The 15,042-nt window shown below is 77.1% G+C and carries 18 protein-coding genes; 11 read left to right on the forward strand and 7 right to left on the reverse strand.

The features are described 5' to 3' along the window. Positions 1 to 32 precede the first annotated feature (32 nt). Genes ACU610_RS24895 through ribA form a run of 4 tightly spaced genes read left to right on the forward strand, consistent with a single transcriptional unit; the run spans position 33 to position 4,333 of the window. The gene (locus ACU610_RS24895) at positions 33 to 1,127 is read left to right on the forward strand and encodes a glycosyltransferase family 4 protein (RefSeq protein ID WP_446770365.1); all 1,095 of its coding nucleotides are present in this window, start codon (positions 33 to 35) and stop codon (positions 1,125 to 1,127) included. Next, the gene (locus ACU610_RS24900; protein WP_446770366.1) at positions 1,082 to 1,963 is read left to right on the forward strand and encodes a hypothetical protein; all 882 of its coding nucleotides are present in this window, start codon (positions 1,082 to 1,084) and stop codon (positions 1,961 to 1,963) included. The genes ACU610_RS24895 and ACU610_RS24900 overlap by 46 nt, the downstream gene beginning before the upstream one ends. Beyond that, positions 1,963 to 3,150 (forward strand): lysylphosphatidylglycerol synthase transmembrane domain-containing protein, encoded by a 1,188-nt coding sequence (locus tag ACU610_RS24905; protein WP_446770757.1) that lies wholly within the window; start codon positions 1,963 to 1,965, stop codon positions 3,148 to 3,150. Before ACU610_RS24900 ends, ACU610_RS24905 begins: the two co-directional genes overlap by 1 nt. Continuing rightward, entirely contained in the window at positions 3,053 to 4,333 is a 1,281-nt protein-coding gene (gene ribA, locus ACU610_RS24910) for a GTP cyclohydrolase II RibA (RefSeq protein WP_446770758.1), read from the forward strand. The genes ACU610_RS24905 and ribA overlap by 98 nt, the downstream gene beginning before the upstream one ends. On the opposite strand, the gene ACU610_RS24915 is transcribed toward ribA, so the two are convergent. From ACU610_RS24915 to ACU610_RS24925, 3 genes are all read right to left on the reverse strand, one after another. Next, entirely contained in the window at positions 4,285 to 5,064 is a 780-nt protein-coding gene (locus ACU610_RS24915) for an FkbM family methyltransferase (protein WP_446770367.1), read from the reverse strand. The genes ribA and ACU610_RS24915 overlap by 49 nt on opposite strands. A gap of 19 nt (positions 5,065 to 5,083) precedes the next feature. Next, complete coding sequence (locus ACU610_RS24920) at positions 5,084 to 5,539, reverse strand: DUF2231 domain-containing protein (RefSeq protein WP_446770368.1); 456 nt, start codon at positions 5,537 to 5,539, stop codon at positions 5,084 to 5,086. Between the two features lie 110 nt (positions 5,540 to 5,649). After that, positions 5,650 to 6,309 (reverse strand): hypothetical protein, encoded by a 660-nt coding sequence (locus tag ACU610_RS24925; RefSeq protein ID WP_446770369.1) that lies wholly within the window; start codon positions 6,307 to 6,309, stop codon positions 5,650 to 5,652. 97 nt (positions 6,310 to 6,406) lie between these two features. Between ACU610_RS24925 and ACU610_RS24930 the strand changes: the two genes are divergently transcribed. Then, positions 6,407 to 7,513: an alpha/beta fold hydrolase gene (locus ACU610_RS24930; RefSeq protein ID WP_446770370.1), complete on the forward strand. Its 1,107-nt coding sequence runs from the start codon at positions 6,407 to 6,409 to the stop codon at positions 7,511 to 7,513. 90 nt (positions 7,514 to 7,603) lie between these two features. Here ACU610_RS24930 and dapD read toward each other — a convergent pair whose 3' ends face one another. Further along, a complete protein-coding gene (dapD, locus tag ACU610_RS24935) occupies positions 7,604 to 8,581 on the reverse strand; it encodes a 2,3,4,5-tetrahydropyridine-2,6-dicarboxylate N-succinyltransferase (protein ID WP_446770371.1) in 978 nt (325 codons plus the stop codon). Between the two features lie 270 nt (positions 8,582 to 8,851). Between dapD and dapE the strand changes: the two genes are divergently transcribed. From dapE to ACU610_RS24960, 5 genes are read left to right on the forward strand one after another with little or no spacing between them, the layout of a single operon-like run. Then, positions 8,852 to 9,976, forward strand: a complete 1,125-nt coding sequence (gene dapE / locus ACU610_RS24940) for a succinyl-diaminopimelate desuccinylase (protein ID WP_446770372.1) — start codon at positions 8,852 to 8,854, stop codon at positions 9,974 to 9,976. Further along, entirely contained in the window at positions 9,973 to 10,812 is an 840-nt protein-coding gene (locus ACU610_RS24945) for an LOG family protein (RefSeq protein ID WP_446770373.1), read from the forward strand. The genes dapE and ACU610_RS24945 overlap by 4 nt, the downstream gene beginning before the upstream one ends. 7 nt (positions 10,813 to 10,819) lie before the next feature. Beyond that, a complete protein-coding gene (locus ACU610_RS24950; RefSeq protein ID WP_446770374.1) occupies positions 10,820 to 11,185 on the forward strand; it encodes a DivIVA domain-containing protein in 366 nt (121 codons plus the stop codon). Next, complete coding sequence (locus tag ACU610_RS24955) at positions 11,178 to 11,639, forward strand: SRPBCC family protein (RefSeq protein ID WP_446770375.1); 462 nt, start codon at positions 11,178 to 11,180, stop codon at positions 11,637 to 11,639. Before ACU610_RS24950 ends, ACU610_RS24955 begins: the two co-directional genes overlap by 8 nt. 34 nt (positions 11,640 to 11,673) lie before the next feature. Then, positions 11,674 to 12,498 (forward strand): MerR family transcriptional regulator, encoded by an 825-nt coding sequence (locus ACU610_RS24960; protein ID WP_446770376.1) that lies wholly within the window; start codon positions 11,674 to 11,676, stop codon positions 12,496 to 12,498. On the opposite strand, the gene ACU610_RS24965 is transcribed toward ACU610_RS24960, so the two are convergent. Genes ACU610_RS24965 through ACU610_RS24975 form a run of 3 tightly spaced genes read right to left on the reverse strand, consistent with a single transcriptional unit; the run spans position 12,491 to position 14,023 of the window. Then, a complete protein-coding gene (locus ACU610_RS24965) occupies positions 12,491 to 12,829 on the reverse strand; it encodes a hypothetical protein (protein ID WP_446770377.1) in 339 nt (112 codons plus the stop codon). The two genes, ACU610_RS24960 and ACU610_RS24965, sit on opposite strands and share 8 nt — an antisense overlap. Before the next feature lie 4 nt (positions 12,830 to 12,833). Further along, positions 12,834 to 13,574, reverse strand: coding sequence for a cytochrome c oxidase assembly protein (locus tag ACU610_RS24970; RefSeq protein ID WP_446770378.1), 741 nt, complete (start codon positions 13,572 to 13,574; stop codon positions 12,834 to 12,836). Beyond that, positions 13,571 to 14,023 (reverse strand): DUF2243 domain-containing protein, encoded by a 453-nt coding sequence (locus ACU610_RS24975; RefSeq protein WP_446770379.1) that lies wholly within the window; start codon positions 14,021 to 14,023, stop codon positions 13,571 to 13,573. The genes ACU610_RS24970 and ACU610_RS24975 overlap by 4 nt, the downstream gene beginning before the upstream one ends. An 85-nt stretch (positions 14,024 to 14,108) precedes the next feature. Between ACU610_RS24975 and ACU610_RS24980 the strand changes: the two genes are divergently transcribed. Then, the gene (locus ACU610_RS24980) at positions 14,109 to 15,014 is read left to right on the forward strand and encodes a DMT family transporter (RefSeq protein WP_446770380.1); all 906 of its coding nucleotides are present in this window, start codon (positions 14,109 to 14,111) and stop codon (positions 15,012 to 15,014) included. Positions 15,015 to 15,042: the final 28 nt, after the last annotated feature.

Raw genomic sequence — 15,042 nt, forward strand, 5'->3', positions numbered from 1 at the left:
TCGCGAGCTCACCGGCCGGCACAGGAGCGCCCGTGAGCGCCCGGGCTGCACCCCGCCCGCGGAGGGTGCACGTCGTGGTGCCGGGGGACGTCGACGACGACACCGTCCCGAGCGGCGGGAACGTCTACGACCGCCGCGTCTGCGCAGGCCTGCCGGCGTCCGGGTGGCCGGTCACCGAGGTCGCCGTCCCCGGGGCGTGGCCCCGACCCGGCTCCGCCGCGTGCCGGGCGCTGGCGCACGCCCTCGCCGACGTGCCCGACGGCGGGGTCGTGCTGGTCGACGGGCTGGTGGCCTGCGGCGTCCCGGAGGTCGTCGTCCCGCAGGCGGGCCGGCTGGCGCTCGTCGTCCTGGTGCACCTGCCGCTCGGCGACGAGCTGGGAGCGGCACCGGGACTGGCCGCCCTCGAGGGCGAGACGCTGCGCGCCGCGGCCGCGGTCGTGACCACCAGCCCGTGGGCGGCGCGCCGGCTGGTCGCCGTCCACGGGCTGCCCGCCGGCCGGGTGCACGTCGCCCCGCCCGGGGTCGACCCGGCGCCGCCGGCCCGCGGCACCGACGGCGCCTCCCACCTGCTCTGCGTCGGGGCGGTCACCCCCACCAAGGGCCAGGACCTCCTGGTCGAGGCCCTGGCCGCCGTCCACGACCTGCCGTGGACCTGCGACCTGGTCGGGTCGCTGCGCCGCGACCCCGCGTACGCGGCCGCCGTCGCGCAGGCCGTCGAGCGGCACGGGCTCGGCGACCGGCTGCGGCTGCCCGGCCCGCGCACCGGAGCCCGGCTGGCCGCGGACTACGCCGCCGCCGACCTGGTGGTGCTGCCGTCCCGCCGGGAGTCCTACGGGATGGTCCTGACCGAGGCGCTCGCGCGCGGTGTCCCGGTGCTCGCGACCGCCGTCGGCGGGGTCCCGGAGACCGTCGGCCGCGACCCGGCCGGCCGGGTCCCGGGACTCCTCGTCGCACCGGACGACGCCGAGGCCCTGGCGTCGGCCGTGCGCCGCTGGTGGAGCGAGCCGGACCTGCGCGCCGGACTGCGCCTCGCCGCGCGCGCCCGGCGGCCCGGGCTGGAGGGGTGGGAGGGAGCGATCCGATGCCTGAGCAGCGTGCTCGACCTGGTCCGTGGAGCGCCCGGCTGAGCAGCCCCGGCTCGCCCGTGTGCACCCCGGACTGGCTGGCGCTGCGGGAGGACGCCGACGCCGCGGCCCGCGCCGCCGAGCTGGTCGACGCCCTCCGCGTCCACCTCGGGACCCGCGCCCGGCCGGTGGTGGTCCGGGACCTCGGGTGCGGCACCGGCTCGATGGGACGCTGGCTGGCCGGGCGGCTGCCCGGACCGCAGACGTGGGTGCTGCACGACCGCGACCCGCGGCTGCTCGCCCGCGCCGCGGGGAGCCCGCCGACCGTGGCCGCCGACGGCACCCCGGTCACCGCACGGACGCAGCGCGGGGACCTCACCGACCTGCGCGCAGCGGACCTCGCCGGGACGACGCTGGTGACCGCGTCCGCCCTGCTCGACCTGCTGACCGCCGAGGAGGTGGACGGGCTCGCCGCCGCCTGCGCCGGGGCCGGAGCCGCCGCGCTGCTGACGCTGACCGTCACCGGCGACGTCGAGCTGGACCCGCCCGACCCGCTCGACGCCGCCTTCGCGGCCGCCTTCGACGCCCACCAACGGCGCCGCACCGGCGGGCGGCGACTGCTGGGACCGGACGCCGGTGTCGCCACCGCCGACGCCTTCGCCCGGCGGGGCGCGGCGGTGCAGGTCCGGTCCAGCCCGTGGCGGCTCGGCGCCGACCGGGCCGGGCTGGCGGAGGAGTGGCTGCGGGGGTGGGTCGGCGCGGCCTGCGCCCAGCAGCCGGACCTCGAGGAGGACGCAGCCGCCTACCTGCGGGACCGGCTCGCCGCCTGCGCCGCCGGCCGACTGCGGGTGGGAGTCGGCCACGTCGACGTGCTCGCCCTCCCGGCGGAGGCGGCGTGATGCCGGGCTTGTGGCCCTGGCTGCGGGCCCTCGCCGGCCTCGGCATCCTGGTCGCGCTGCTCGTGCGGCTGGGCGATGGGACCGTCCTCGACGGGCTGCGGTCGATCGACACCGGGACGGTGCTCGCCGCGCTCGGCATCGGCCTGGCCACCACCGTGCTCAGCGCCTGGCGGTGGCGCCTCGTGGCCCGCGGTCTCGGCCTGCCCCTGGGGCTGGGGGAGGCGGTCGCGCACTGCTACCGGGCGGTGTTCCTCAACTCGGTGCTGCCCGCCGGCGTGCTCGGTGACGTGGACCGCGCCGTCCTCCACGGCCGCCGGGCCGGCGACCTCGGGCGGGCCGTCCGCGCGGTCGCCCTCGAACGGTGTGCCGGGCTGGTGATCTCGGTGGTCGTCGGGGTCGCGGCGCTGCTCACCCGGCCCGAGCTGCTCGCGGACGCGGTCGGCTCCGTGGTCCCCGGCGCTGCGGCCACCATCGGGGTGGTCGCCGTCGTCGCCGTCTTGGGCACCTGGGCCGTGCGGGCACCCCACCCCTCCCGGCTGCGCGCCACGCTGCGGACGGCCGGCGCCGACGCCCGTGCTGGCCTGCTCACCACCGGCACCTGGCCGGGGGTGGTCCTGCTGTCGGTCGCCGCGCTGGCCGGGTACCTCACGCTCTTCGTCGTCGCCGCGCGGGCCGCCGGCAGCCGGGCCGCGCTCGGCGAGCTGCTCCCGCTGCTGGTGCTGGCCCTGCTGGCCATGGCCCTCCCGGTCAGCCTCGGCGGCTGGGGCCCCCGGGAGGCCGTCGCCGCGGGCGCGTTCGCGGCGGGCGGGCTCGGTGCGGCCCAGGGCCTCACCGCCGCCCTGGTCTACGGGGTGCTCAGCCTCGTCGCCTGCCTCCCCGGCGGTGCCGTGCTGCTGCTGTGGCGACCCGGCCGGCGCAGCCAGCTGCCGGATCGGGACCAGCGCCCCTGGCCCCGCGGCGGCGCCCCCGGGTCTACTCGGCAGCCAGCTCTCAGGGCGCGCAGAGGAGGCCAGGGTGGACGAGGTGCGCGAACTGGTCCACGTGGCGCTGCCGACCCAGTTCGGGGAGTTCCGGGCGACGGCGTTGCAGGTGCCGACCGGGTCGGTCTACCTGGCGCTGTCCCAGGGCGGTCTCCGCGGCGGCGACCCCCCGTTGACCCGCCTGCACTCGGAGTGCCTGACCGGTGACGTCCTCGGGTCCCTGCGCTGTGACTGCGGGATCCAGCTCCGGCTCGCGCTGCGCCGGATCGCGGCCGAGGGGCGGGGCCTGCTGCTCTACGCCACGGGGCACGAGGGGCGCGGCGTGGGGCTGGTGGACAAGCTGCGCGCGTACGTCGAGCAGGACGCCGGTGCCGACACCGTCGACGCGAACCTCCGCCTCGGACTCCCGGTCGACGGCCGCAGCTACGACGACTCCGCCGCGGTGCTGCGCCAGCTGGGCGTCGACGCGGTGCGGCTGCTCACGAACAACCCGGACAAGGTGGCCGGGCTCCGGGCCGCGGGGATCGCGGTGGTGGGGACCGAGCCGCTGAGGACGGCCGCGCACAGCCGCAACGTCGGCTACCTGCGGACGAAGGAGCGGCGGCTCGGCCACCTGCGGCTCGCGGGGGAGGAGCTGGAGCCGGCGCCGGAGGCGCCGCCCGACGTCCTCGGCCTGATCGGCGACGCCGACCCGCCGACCGGGCGGCCCCGCGTCGTCCTGAAGTACGCGCAGACCCTCGACGGGCGGATCGCGACCGGGGGCGGCGACTCGAAGTGGATCAGCGGGACGGAGGAGCGCGCCCTCTCCCACGCGCTGCGGGCGGCCTGCGACGCGGTGATGGTCGGGATCGGCACCGTGCTCCAGGACGATCCGCGGCTGACGGTCCGCCTCGTCCCGGGTGCCTCGCCGCTGCGCGTCGTCCTCGACTCGACCCTGCGGACCCCGTCGGACGCCCTGCTGCTCGACGGTGGCCCGGCGACGCTCGTGCTCACCACCGACCGGGCCACGGAGGCCGACCGCCGGCGCGTGCGCGTGGCGGGCGCGGGGATCTGCGTGCTGCCGCGCGGCCCGGGCGGCGTGGACCTCCGCGCCGGGCTGCGAGTTCTCCGGGAGCGCGGCGTGCGGACCCTGCTGGTCGAGGGCGGCGCCCGCGTGATCACCTCGCTGCTGGGTGCCGGGCTGGTCGACCGGCTGGTCATCGGCACCGCTCCCCGGATCATCGGGGCCGGCACCGAGGCGGTGGGCGACCTCGGGATCGCGCGGGTGGCCGACGGCATCGAGTTGCGCAACCGCTCCGTGCACCTGACCGCGGAGGACGTCGTCACCGCGTGGGACGTCGCTCAGGCCCCCGACGCGGGCGCGCGGTCCGGCCGCGCGAGCCGGGCGTAGACGTCGCCGGACCGGCCCGTCGGCCGGAACCGCTCGAGCAACGGCACGAGCTCCGGCGCCGTCAGCCAGCGGTCGCTGGCGAGGCGCATCGTCTCGATGGGGGAGTAGTTGTACGCGTACCCGCCCACCGCGGCGCCGAGCCGCTCCACCAGGTCGAGCGCGGCGAGGGCGGCGTCGTGCGCCGGCGGCAGGTACTCGAAGGACAGCGCCCGCAGCGGGTGGCTCAGACCGGCCAGCACCTCGACCTCGAAGCCCTCGACGTCGATCTTGCAGAAGGCCGGCACGCCGTGGACGGCGATGAGCTCGTCGAGGGTCGAGACCTCCACCTCGACCGCGCGGTCCCACCGGACGCGGGCGAAGCTGCGGTCGGCCGACACCGACGTGATCCACCCCGGCGACAGCGACGACACGGTCGGGAACGCCGACGAGACGGCCAGCCGGGCCCGGCCGGGCCGCGCCCCGGCCGCTCCGGGGACGACGATGACGCCGTCGTCGCGGCCGAACAAGAGCCGCAGGAGGCGCACGAAGTCCGGCTGCGGCTCGACCGCGACCACCCGCGCGCCCAGCTGCCGCCAGGCGCGGACCCGGTTCCCGACGTGGGCCCCGACGTCGAAGCCGACGTCCCCCGGCCCGAGGAACTGGCCGTAGAACCGCACCATGCGCCGGTGCTTGCCCGGTACACCGTGGTAGACGAGCAGGGACCGCCCGATCCCCCAGGCGCGGGCGAGCATGCGGGGACCCTACGGCGGCCTACCGCAGGACGGCACCCCACACCGCGGCGGAGCCCGAGTGCCCGGCCAGCACCGTGGTCACGACCGCCGCGACCCCCGCGACGGTGGCCAGCACCCCCGCGACGCGTGCCGCCGCGCCGCGGGGGCGGCGGCCGAGCACGGCGGCGAGGACGGCGAGCAGCGCGAACGGCCAGGCCGCCAGGACGACGTAGAGGCCCAGCCGGCCGTGCTCGTCGATGACGGGCTGGAACCCCGGGGTGATCTCGATCGCGGCCGCGAGCCGGTCACCGGCGAACTTCGCCAGCGTGGCGGCCACCGCCCCCGCCAGGGCGCCGGCCGCGACCAGCGGACCGTACGGCCGGCTCCAGGACGGCCGGACCGCGACCAGGCCGGCACCCAGCGCGGCCAGCGGGAGGAGGACGACGGCCGCGTGGACGAGCAGCGGGTGCGCCGGGAGGCCGCCGACCGTGGTCATCCCGGCATTGTCGGCGCCGGTGATCCCCCGGGGCAGGGTCTCGTGGCACTGAGGCGGTGAGCTGCGGGCGGACCGTGTCGGCCACGGCCGCCCCGGGCGCCCGCGCCTGCTCAGAGGCAGGGGAACTCGGCGGTCGCGGCGGGACCCAGCGAGCTGGTGAGTTCCACGGCGAGGGCCGACCACTTTCCGTAGGCGAACGGGAATGCGCTGCGTTGGACGGCGTCAGCCACGAGGGTGAGCTCCCCGGTCTGCCAGTCGGGGACCTGCACGAGGTGGTCGTAGAACTTGCCGGCGGCGTAGACGGGGTCCTGCACCTGGGCCGGCGTCCCCCATCCCTGCGAGGGGCGCTGCTGGAACAGGCCGAGGGAGTCCCGGTCGCCGTAGTCGAGGTTGCGCAGCCGCGACTCCTGCATCGCGGTGGCCAGGGCGATGACCACGGCCCGTTCCGGCAGGCCGCGTTCGTAGCCGACCTGGGCGATGGTCTGGGCGTTGCCGATCTGCTCACCGGTGAGCCGGATGCCGGTCGCGGGCAGCGTGCACTGCGCGGTCGCCACCGGCACGTCCTCCCCGTCGGTGTCCAGCGAGACCGCCACGAGCGCGACCACGGCGAGCACCACCGCGAGCCACCCCCAGGACGCCGCGGTCTGCGCGCGTCCCCGGCGGGGCGGCGTGCGCTGTCCGGATGAGCGGCGCCGGGTGGTCGGGCGGCGCGCCGGCGGCCGGCGGGCGGCCGTCGTCCGCCGTGCCGTCGCGGTCCGTGCACTCGTCATCGACCGGAACTGTAGGTGCGGTTCCTGGCATGGCGGTGCCGCCACGGGGAGGTGTCCGTCGCTACGGTGTGCCGCCAGCCACCTGCGAGGAGACCGCATGAGCGACACCCTGCTGCCCGGCACCACCGCGACGCGGGTGCCCACCGCCCGGCTGACCCAGAACGTCCTGCACCCCGAGGGCATCGACCCGGCCGGGCCCGGGGAGGTCGTGCTCTTCGTGCACGGCAACGTCAGCTCGGCGCTGTTCTGGCAGCAGCCGGTGCTCGCGCTGGCCGAGACCGGCCACGTGCGGCCGCTCGCGGTCGACCTGCGGGGCTACGGCGACACCGACCCGCTGCCGATCGACGCACGGCGCGGGGTGCGGGACTGGGCGGACGACCTCGCCGCGCTCGTCGACGCCCTCGGCCTCGACCGGGTGCACGTGGTCGGCTGGAGCATGGGTGCCGGCGTGGTGCTGCAGTACCTGCTCGACCGGCCCGAGCGGGTCGCGTCGGTGGCGCTGGTCGCGCCGATCTCCCCGTACGGCTTCGGGGGGACCGCCGGGCCGGAGGGACGACGGCTGTCGGAGGACGGCGCGGGCTCCGGGGCGGGCGCGGCCAACCCGGAGTTCGTGGCCGCGCTCGCCGCGGGCGACACCACGGCCGACCGCCCGAGCAGCCCGCGGTCGATCCTGCGCGCCTTCTACGTGGCGCCGGGATCGCTGCCCATCGACCCGCAGCTCGAGGACGTGTTCGTCGCCGCGATGCTCTCCACCCGCACCGGCGAGGACCACTACCCGGGCAACGCCGCCACCTCCGCCACCTGGCCGGGTGTGGCGCCGGGGGAGCGAGGGGTGCTCAACACGATGGCGCCGACGGTGTTCGACCTCTCCGGGATCACCGACCTGCCGGCCAAGCCGCCGGTCCTGTGGATCCGCGGGGACGCCGACGCCATCGTCTCCGACGCGTCGCTGTTCGACCTGGCGCAACTGGGGGCGCTGGGTGCGGTGCCGGGCTGGCCGGGCGCCGGGGTCTGCCCGCCGCAGCCGATGGTCGCGCAGACCCGCGCCGTCCTGGACCGCTACGCCGCCGGCGGGGGGACCTACCGGGAGGTCGTGCTGCCGGGTGCCGGGCACTCCCCGCACGTCGAGCGGCCGCAGGAGTTCGTCGTCGCCCTGCTCGAGCACCTCGACGTCCCGGTCGAGCAGCCCGCCGACCTCACCTGAACGGCCACCCGTCAGGGGCCCGCGCCGAGCCTGGGGGCTGGAACGGCCCCTGCAGGGTCCTGCCGCGGTGGCGGGGGCAGGGGTCCTCCGTCAGGCGTTGGCGTGCAGCTGGGCGTTGAGCTCACCCCAGCTGCCGGTGCGGGGCAGCGCCTCCAGGGCACCGGAGACCGAGTTGCGGCGGAACAGCAGCCCGTCCCGGCCGGAGAGCTCGGCGGCCTTCACGACCGAGCCGTCGGGCAGGGTCACCCGCGACCCGGCGGTCACGTAGCAGCCGGCCTCCACGACGCAGTTGTCGCCGAGGGAGATGCCGATGCCCGCGTTGGCGCCCAGCAGGCAGCCCGAGCCGATCGAGACGACCTCCTTCCCGCCGCCGGAGAGCGTGCCCATGATCGAGGCGCCGCCACCGATGTCGCTGTCGGCGCCGACGACGACGCCCGCGCTGATCCGGCCCTCGACCATCGACGGCCCGAGGGTCCCGGCGTTGTAGTTGACGAAGCCCTCGTGCATGACCGTCGTCCCCTCGGCGAGGTGGGCGCCCAGCCGGACGCGGTCGCCGTCGGCGACGCGGACGCCGGAGGGGATGACGTAGTCGACCATCCGCGGGAACTTGTCGACGCCGTAGACGGTGACCTGCCCGTGCGCGGCGCGCAGCCGGTGCGGGTTGAAGGAGGCGGCCTCGACCGGGCCGGCGCTGGTCCAGGCGACGTTGGTCAGCAGGCCGAAGACGCCGTCCATGTTGAGGGTGCGGGGCCGCACCAGGCGGTGCGAGAGCAGGTGCAGTCGCAGCCAGACGTCGTGGGTGTCGGCGGGCGGTGCCGACAGGTCCGCGATGACCGTCCGGACGGCGATCACCTCCACGCCCCGGGACTCGTCGCGGCGGACCAGGCCGCCGTAGTCGGGGCCGAGCTCGCCGGAGATCTCGAGCGCGCCCAGCCGGGTGGTGCCGGTCTCGGCGCCCTCGGGTACCCCGAGCCGCGGCTCGGGGTACCACGTGTCGAGCACCGTCCCGGCGGGGGTGACGGTGGCCAGACCGGCGGCGACGGCGGAGAGCGGGGCGGAGTCGGTCACGGGGACGACGCTACCGAGCGCCGGTCGCGCGCCGACGACTCGGTCAGGGAGCCCGGCGCCGCGTCCCCGCGCGGTCGCTCGGCCGTTGCCCACCATGCGGGGCAGGGGTCGAGCCGCCTCCACCGCTGCCCACCATGCGGGGCAGGGGGAGACGCTCCGGGGACGTGCCTGCCGGGTCCGTCCCCGCGTCGGTGAACGGCGGGCGACGGGGCGGTGGTGTCCGCGCGCTGCGGCGGCCCGGCCCCGACGCCTTCCGTAGGCTCGGGAGTCGTGACCGCCCTGCCCCCGCTGGACCCCGTCGCCGACGTCCTGACGCTCACCCGCGCGCTGGTCGACGCCCCATCGGTGTCGGGTGGCGAGGGTCCCCTCGCGGACGCCGTCGAGGCGGCCCTGCGGGCGCTCGGCGGTCTGGAGGTCGAGCGGGTCGGCGACGCCGTCCTCGGGCGGACCGACCTCGGCCGACCCACCCGGGTGGTCCTCGCCGGGCACCTGGACACCGTGCCGATCGCCGACAACGTCCCCAGCCGCCTCGACGAGGCCACCGGCCGGCTCTACGGCTGCGGCACCAGCGACATGAAGGCCGGCGACGCGGTGATGCTGCGGCTGGCCGGGCGCTTCGGCGTCCCCGGTGCCGAGCCCGCGCACGACCTGACGTTCGTCTTCTACGACAACGAGGAGGTCGAGGCCGTGAAGAACGGCCTCGGCCGGGTGGCGCGGGAGCGCCGGGGCTGGCTCTACGGCGACCTGGCGATCCTGCTCGAACCGACCGACGGGGAGATCGAGGGCGGCTGCCAGGGCACCCTGCGGGCGGTGCTGGAGGTCCCCGGCCGGCGCGCGCACAGCGCCCGCAGCTGGCTCGGCGTCAACGCCATCCACGGCGCGGCCGGCATCCTCGCCACCCTCGCGGCGTACGAGGCGCGGGAGGTCGACATCGACGGCTGCGTCTACCGCGAGGGGCTCAACGCCGTCCGCATCGAGGGCGGGGTGGCCGGCAACGTCGTCCCGGACGCCTGCACGGTGACGGTCAACCTCCGCTACGCGCCCGACCGGGACGAGGACGCCGCCGAGGCCCACGTCCGCGAGGTCTTCGCCGACGCGCTCGCCGCAGGGGTGACGCTGACCGTCGTCGACAACGCCGGTGGGGCCCTGCCGGGGCTGTCCGAGCCCGCGGCCGCGGCCTTCGTCGCCGCCGTCGGCCGCCCGGCTCGGGCCAAGCTCGGCTGGACCGACGTCGCCCGGTTCGCCGCGTTCGGGATCCCGGCCGTCAACTACGGCCCCGGAGACCCGACGCTGGCCCACACCCGCGAGGAGCACGTGCTCGTCGACCGGCTGCAGCCGGCCGAGGACGCGCTCGTCGCCTACCTGTCGACGCCCACGGACCAGGAGCGCCCATGACGACCACCCCGGAGCCCGCCAACGCCCGCAAGCCACGGCCCACCCGCCACCGCGGCCCGGTGATGCTGCGCGGCGGCGAGCCCGACCCCCGCGACCAGGGGACGACGACCGACCAGCGGCTGCTCGACCGGCGCGGCCCGACCGACTGGGTGCACACGGATCCCTGGCGTGTCCTGCGCATCCAGAGCGAGTTCGTCGAGGGCTTCGGGTTGCTGGCCGAGCTGCCGCGCGCGGTGAGCGTCTTCGGCAGCGCCCGCACGCCCCAGGACTCGCCGTACTACGCCTCCGGCGTGGCCATCGGCGCGGCGCTGGCGCGGGCCGGGTACGCGGTCATCACCGGCGGCGGCCCGGGCGCGATGGAGGCGGCCAACCGTGGCGCCTCCGAGGCCGGCGGGCTCTCGGTCGGGCTGGGCATCGAGCTGCCGTTCGAGCAGGAGCTCAACGAGTGGGTCGACGTCGGCATCGCGTTCCGCTACTTCTTCGTCCGCAAGACGATGTTCGTGAAGTACGCGCAGGCCTTCGTCATCCTGCCGGGCGGCTTCGGCACCCTCGACGAGCTGTTCGAGGCGCTCACCCTGGTGCAGACCCGCAAGGTGACCCGCTTCCCGGTGGTGCTGTTCGGGTCGGAGTACTGGTCCGGGCTGGTCGACTGGCTGCGGAAGACGATGGTCCCCGCGGCCACCATCAAGGACATCGACCTGGACCTGTTCACGGTGACCGACGACGTCGACGAGGTCGTGCGGATCGTCCAGGAGGCCGAGAAGGCGCGGGAGGCCGGCGACAGCCTCGGCGGGATGCGGGCCTTCCCGGTCGACGACGCCCCGAGCGACGCCTGAGGCCCGGGTGCTCGAGACGGTCGTCCTCGTCCTCACCGTCGCGGTGGTCGGCGGGTTGCTGTTCCTCGGTGGCTCGGCGCTGCTCGGCCGGGGGGAGACCCGACCGCCGGCCGATCCGGACCGCTCGCCGCTGGAGCTGCCCGAGGACCGGCCGGTCACCGCGGACGACGTCCGCGGGGTGCGCATGTCGGTGACCGTGCGGGGCTACCGGATGACCGAGGTCGACTGGCTGCTCGAGCAGCTGGCCGAGGCGCTCGAGGAGCGCGACGCGGAGGTCGCGGCGCTGCGCGCCCGGCTGGACGAGGCCGGGCGCAAGGCGTCCGGTGCGGACGACGCCCCGGCGGGCGGGAACGGAGCGCGGACCGATGCGTGAGCTGGTGGAGCGGGTGGTCGTCGACGCCCCGCCGCAGCAGGTGTGGGCCGCGCTCACCGACTGGACCCGCCAGGGCGAGTGGATGCTGCTGACCGACGTCGAGGTCACCGGCGGGGACCCGCACGCGGTCGGCGGCCGGTTGGCGGCGCGCACCGGCCTGCCCGTGCGGGGACGGCGCCTGGGCGTGCTGGACACGATGGTCATCACCGAGTGGGACCCCCCGCGGCGCGCCGTCGTCCAGCACACCGGCCGGATCGTGCGCGGGCCGGGCATATTCGAGGTCACGGCCCAGGGGGCGGGGTCCCTCGTGACGTGGACCGAGCAGCTGTGGCTGCCCTTCGGGCTGCTCGGGCAGCTGGGCTGGCCGCTGGTCAAGCCGGCCGCGGTGGTGGGCGTCCGCCTCTCGCTGAAGCGATTCGCCGACTTCGCCCGGCGCTACACCGGCCGCGCTTGACCCTGCCCCTGGGGCCGGTCCCAGGGTGACCGGTGTGGACCATCACCTGCTGCGGGTCGGGGAGTTCCTGCGCCGCACCCGCCTGTCGCCCAAGGCGCTGCGGCTCTACGGCGACCGCGGGCTGCTCGCGCCCGCGCGGGTCGACGGGTGCACCGGCTACCGCTGGTACGCCCCGGCCCAGGTGGCCCGCGCCCGGCTCGTCGGGCTGCTGCGCCAGGCCGGCATGCCGCTCGCGCGGGTGCGCGAGGTGGTCGACCTGGAGCCGGCGGACCGGCTTGCCACGGTCGACCACTGGTGGCGCGACGTCGAGGACGACGTCGCGCGCCGCCGGGCGCTCGTCCGCTCCCTGCACCGGCGACTCGCCGGCGACGACGACCCCCTGGAGGCCCCCGTGCACGACGTCGCCCTGCGCACCACCGAGGAGGCCACGCTGCTGACGACCCAGCGCCGGCTGACCGTCGAGGAGCTCGGCCCCTTCATCTCCGACGCCGCCCGCGCCCTCGAGGAGCACCTCGCGGCGGCGGGTGCGACCCGCGCCGGTGCGCTGCGGGTCGTCTACCACGGCATGGTCACCGCCGACAGCGACGGCCCGGTGGAGGTCGCCCTGCCGTTCACCGGCACGGTGCGGCCGAGGGGAGAGCTGCGGGTGCGGCGGCAGACCGCCGGCCGCGAAGCGGTGACCGTGCTGACCCGCGCGGAGGCGGAGTTCCCGCGCCTCCTCGACGCCTACGACGCCGTCGCCCGCTGGTGCGACGCCGCCGGGGTGGAGCGCACCGGCAGCCCGGCCGAGGTCTACCTCACCGGCCGGGACGTCGGCCCCGACGAGCCGCACCTCGAGGTGGCCTGGCCGGTCAGCTGACGGCGTCGCGCCGGGACCGGGCGAAGGCCAGGGCCTCGCGCGCCAGCGGCAGGTCGGTGGCCGGCTCGCCCTCGGGCAGCGCGACCCACTCGCGGTAGGGCCGGCCCCGGCCGCCGAACGGCCCGCCGCGCCCGTCGGCGAGCAGCGCGGCCACGCGGTCCTCGGGCAGCTTGAGCACCAGCGCGCCACGCACCACCATCGCGAACGCCGCGCCGTCGACCTTCAGCGCCCGCGACCCGAACCGGCGCGGGCCGGTGGCGTCGGGGAGCGTCACGTCCGGTTCGCCGGCGAGGGTGTCGACGAGGGCGGCGAGGCGGTCGGCGGCGTCCACCCGCTCATGCTGCCCGGACAGCGGGCGCCGTGGGCGCTCCCCCGGCCCGGACGGCGGCGCGGCTGGTGTACCAGCGCCGCCACAGCACGGCGGCGACCACCAGCGTGCCTACGGTGCCGCCGTCCCACATCAACCGCGCGCCCTCCGCGGCGTGCGCCACCCCCGGCAGGGGAGCGGCGTACAGCCACTTCGCCAGGACGTCGTGGGCGGCCGCGCCGGCCGCCAGCGCGGCGGCACGCACGCCGACCCCGCGACGGTGCGGCGCGGGGTCGACGGCCAGCACCGCGGCGGTGGCGAGGTACCCGCTGACCAACACGTGCAGCGCCACGAGCGCCCCCAGGGCCGGGCGGTGGACGACGGCGGCGTGCAGCCCGCTGCCGTAGAGCAGCCACAGCCCGGCGGCGTTGGCCGGGACGGCGACCAGCGGGTCGGTCGCCCAGCGCAGCGGCGGCGTCCGCAGCAGGCGGGCCAGTCGCCGGGCCGCTCCGACCGGGAGCGCCCGCAGCGCCAGGGTGACCGGGGCGGCCAGCACCAGCAGCGGCGGCGCGACCATGCCCAGCAGCAGGTGCCCGGCCATGTGCGTGCGCAGGTCACCGTGGGCGGCCGAGAGGACGACGCCGATCCCGGCCGCGGCCAGGCCGGCCAGCCAGGACGCCGTCCGCCGCAGCGGCCAGGGCGTGCGCCAGCCGGCCGCCACGTACAGCGCACCGGCGGCCGGCAGCGCCAGGACGGCGAGCCCGGTCACCGGGCCGGGCGGCGGCGGGCGCGCAGCAGCAGCGCCGCGCCGGCCGCGAGGAGGACGACGGCCGAGGCGTTCCAGGCCAGGTCGTAGCCGGTGAGGTCGACGCCGTAGCGGACCTGGTGCACCCGCAGCAGCTCGTGGTCGACCACGCCGTCCCACAGCTGGAAGGCGCCCGCGCCCAGCAGCACCAGCCCCCACCACCGGCGGACGTCGAGGGCACCGCGGCGGCGGAGGTCGGCGAGCAGCGCCAGCCCGGCGACGACGGCCGAGAGCGTGACCGCGTGCAGCAACCCGTCGGAGACCAGGCCCACCGTGCCCCCGGCGCGGTCGTAGAAGGAGTGCCAGGCCAGCAGCTGGTGGAAGACGATCTCGTCGACCGAGCCCATGAGGCCGGCGCCGAACAGCAGCCCCGAGGCCGCCAGCCGCCGTCCGGACGGGGGAGGTGCGTGCACCGTCGGGCGGTGCCCGGTGCGAGGACCGGGAAACGCCCGGGCAGGATGACGGGGTGCGGGAGTGCGGCGGGGCGCGGGGGCAGCGGTGAGCCGTCGGGGTTGGGTGCTGTTCCTGGCGATGTCGCTGATCTGGGGCGTGCCGTACCTGCTCATCAAGGTGGCCGTCGAGGAGCTGCCGCCGGTGGTCGTCGTCTTCGGCCGGTGCGTGCTCGGCGCGGCGCTGCTGCTGCCCTGGACGGTCGCCCGCGGCCAGCTGGGCCCGGCGCTGCGGCGCTGGCGGCCGCTGCTGGCCTTCACCGTGCTGGAGATGACCGGCCCCTGGCTGCTGCTGGCCTACGCCGAGCAGACGCTGTCGAGCTCGCTCACCGGCCTGCTCGTCGCCGGGGTGCCGTTCGTGGCCGCGCTGGCCGGCCGGCTGACCGGCGAGGAGGAGCGGCTCACCCGCGTCCGGCTGCTCGGCATGGGCCTGGGCGTGGCCGGCATCGCCGTGCTGCTGGGCCTGGACGTCGAGGGCCTCGCGGCACTGCCGCTGCTCGCGGTCGCGCTGGTCGTCGTCGGGTACGCCACCGCGCCGCTGATCGTCAGCCGGGCGCTGCCCGACGTGCCGGGCGTGGCCGCCAGCGCGGTGGCGCTCACCGTCACCGCGCTGGTCTACGCGCCGTTCGCCGCCCCCCGGCTGGGCGCGGCCGCCCGGGCACCCGCCGACGCACTGCTGGCCGTGCTGGTCCTCGGGGTCGTGTGCACCGCCGCGGCGCTGGCGCTGTTCTTCGCGCTGATCCGCGAGGTCGGCCCGCAGCGCGCGCTGGTCATCACCTTCCTCAACCCGGCCGTGGCGGTGCTGCTCGGCGTCCTCCTGCTCGACGAGCCGTTCACCCTCGGCCTCGCGGTCGGCCTGCCGGTCGTGGTGCTCGGCTGCGTGCTGGCCACCCGCCGCAGTCCGGTGCGCCGCGACCGCGCCGAGCTGGGGGACGTGGACGCCGCCGTCCCCTGAGTGTCGGTGGGCGCGGTTAGCCTCCCCG

This window comes from Geodermatophilus sp. URMC 61 (assembly GCF_052931555.1).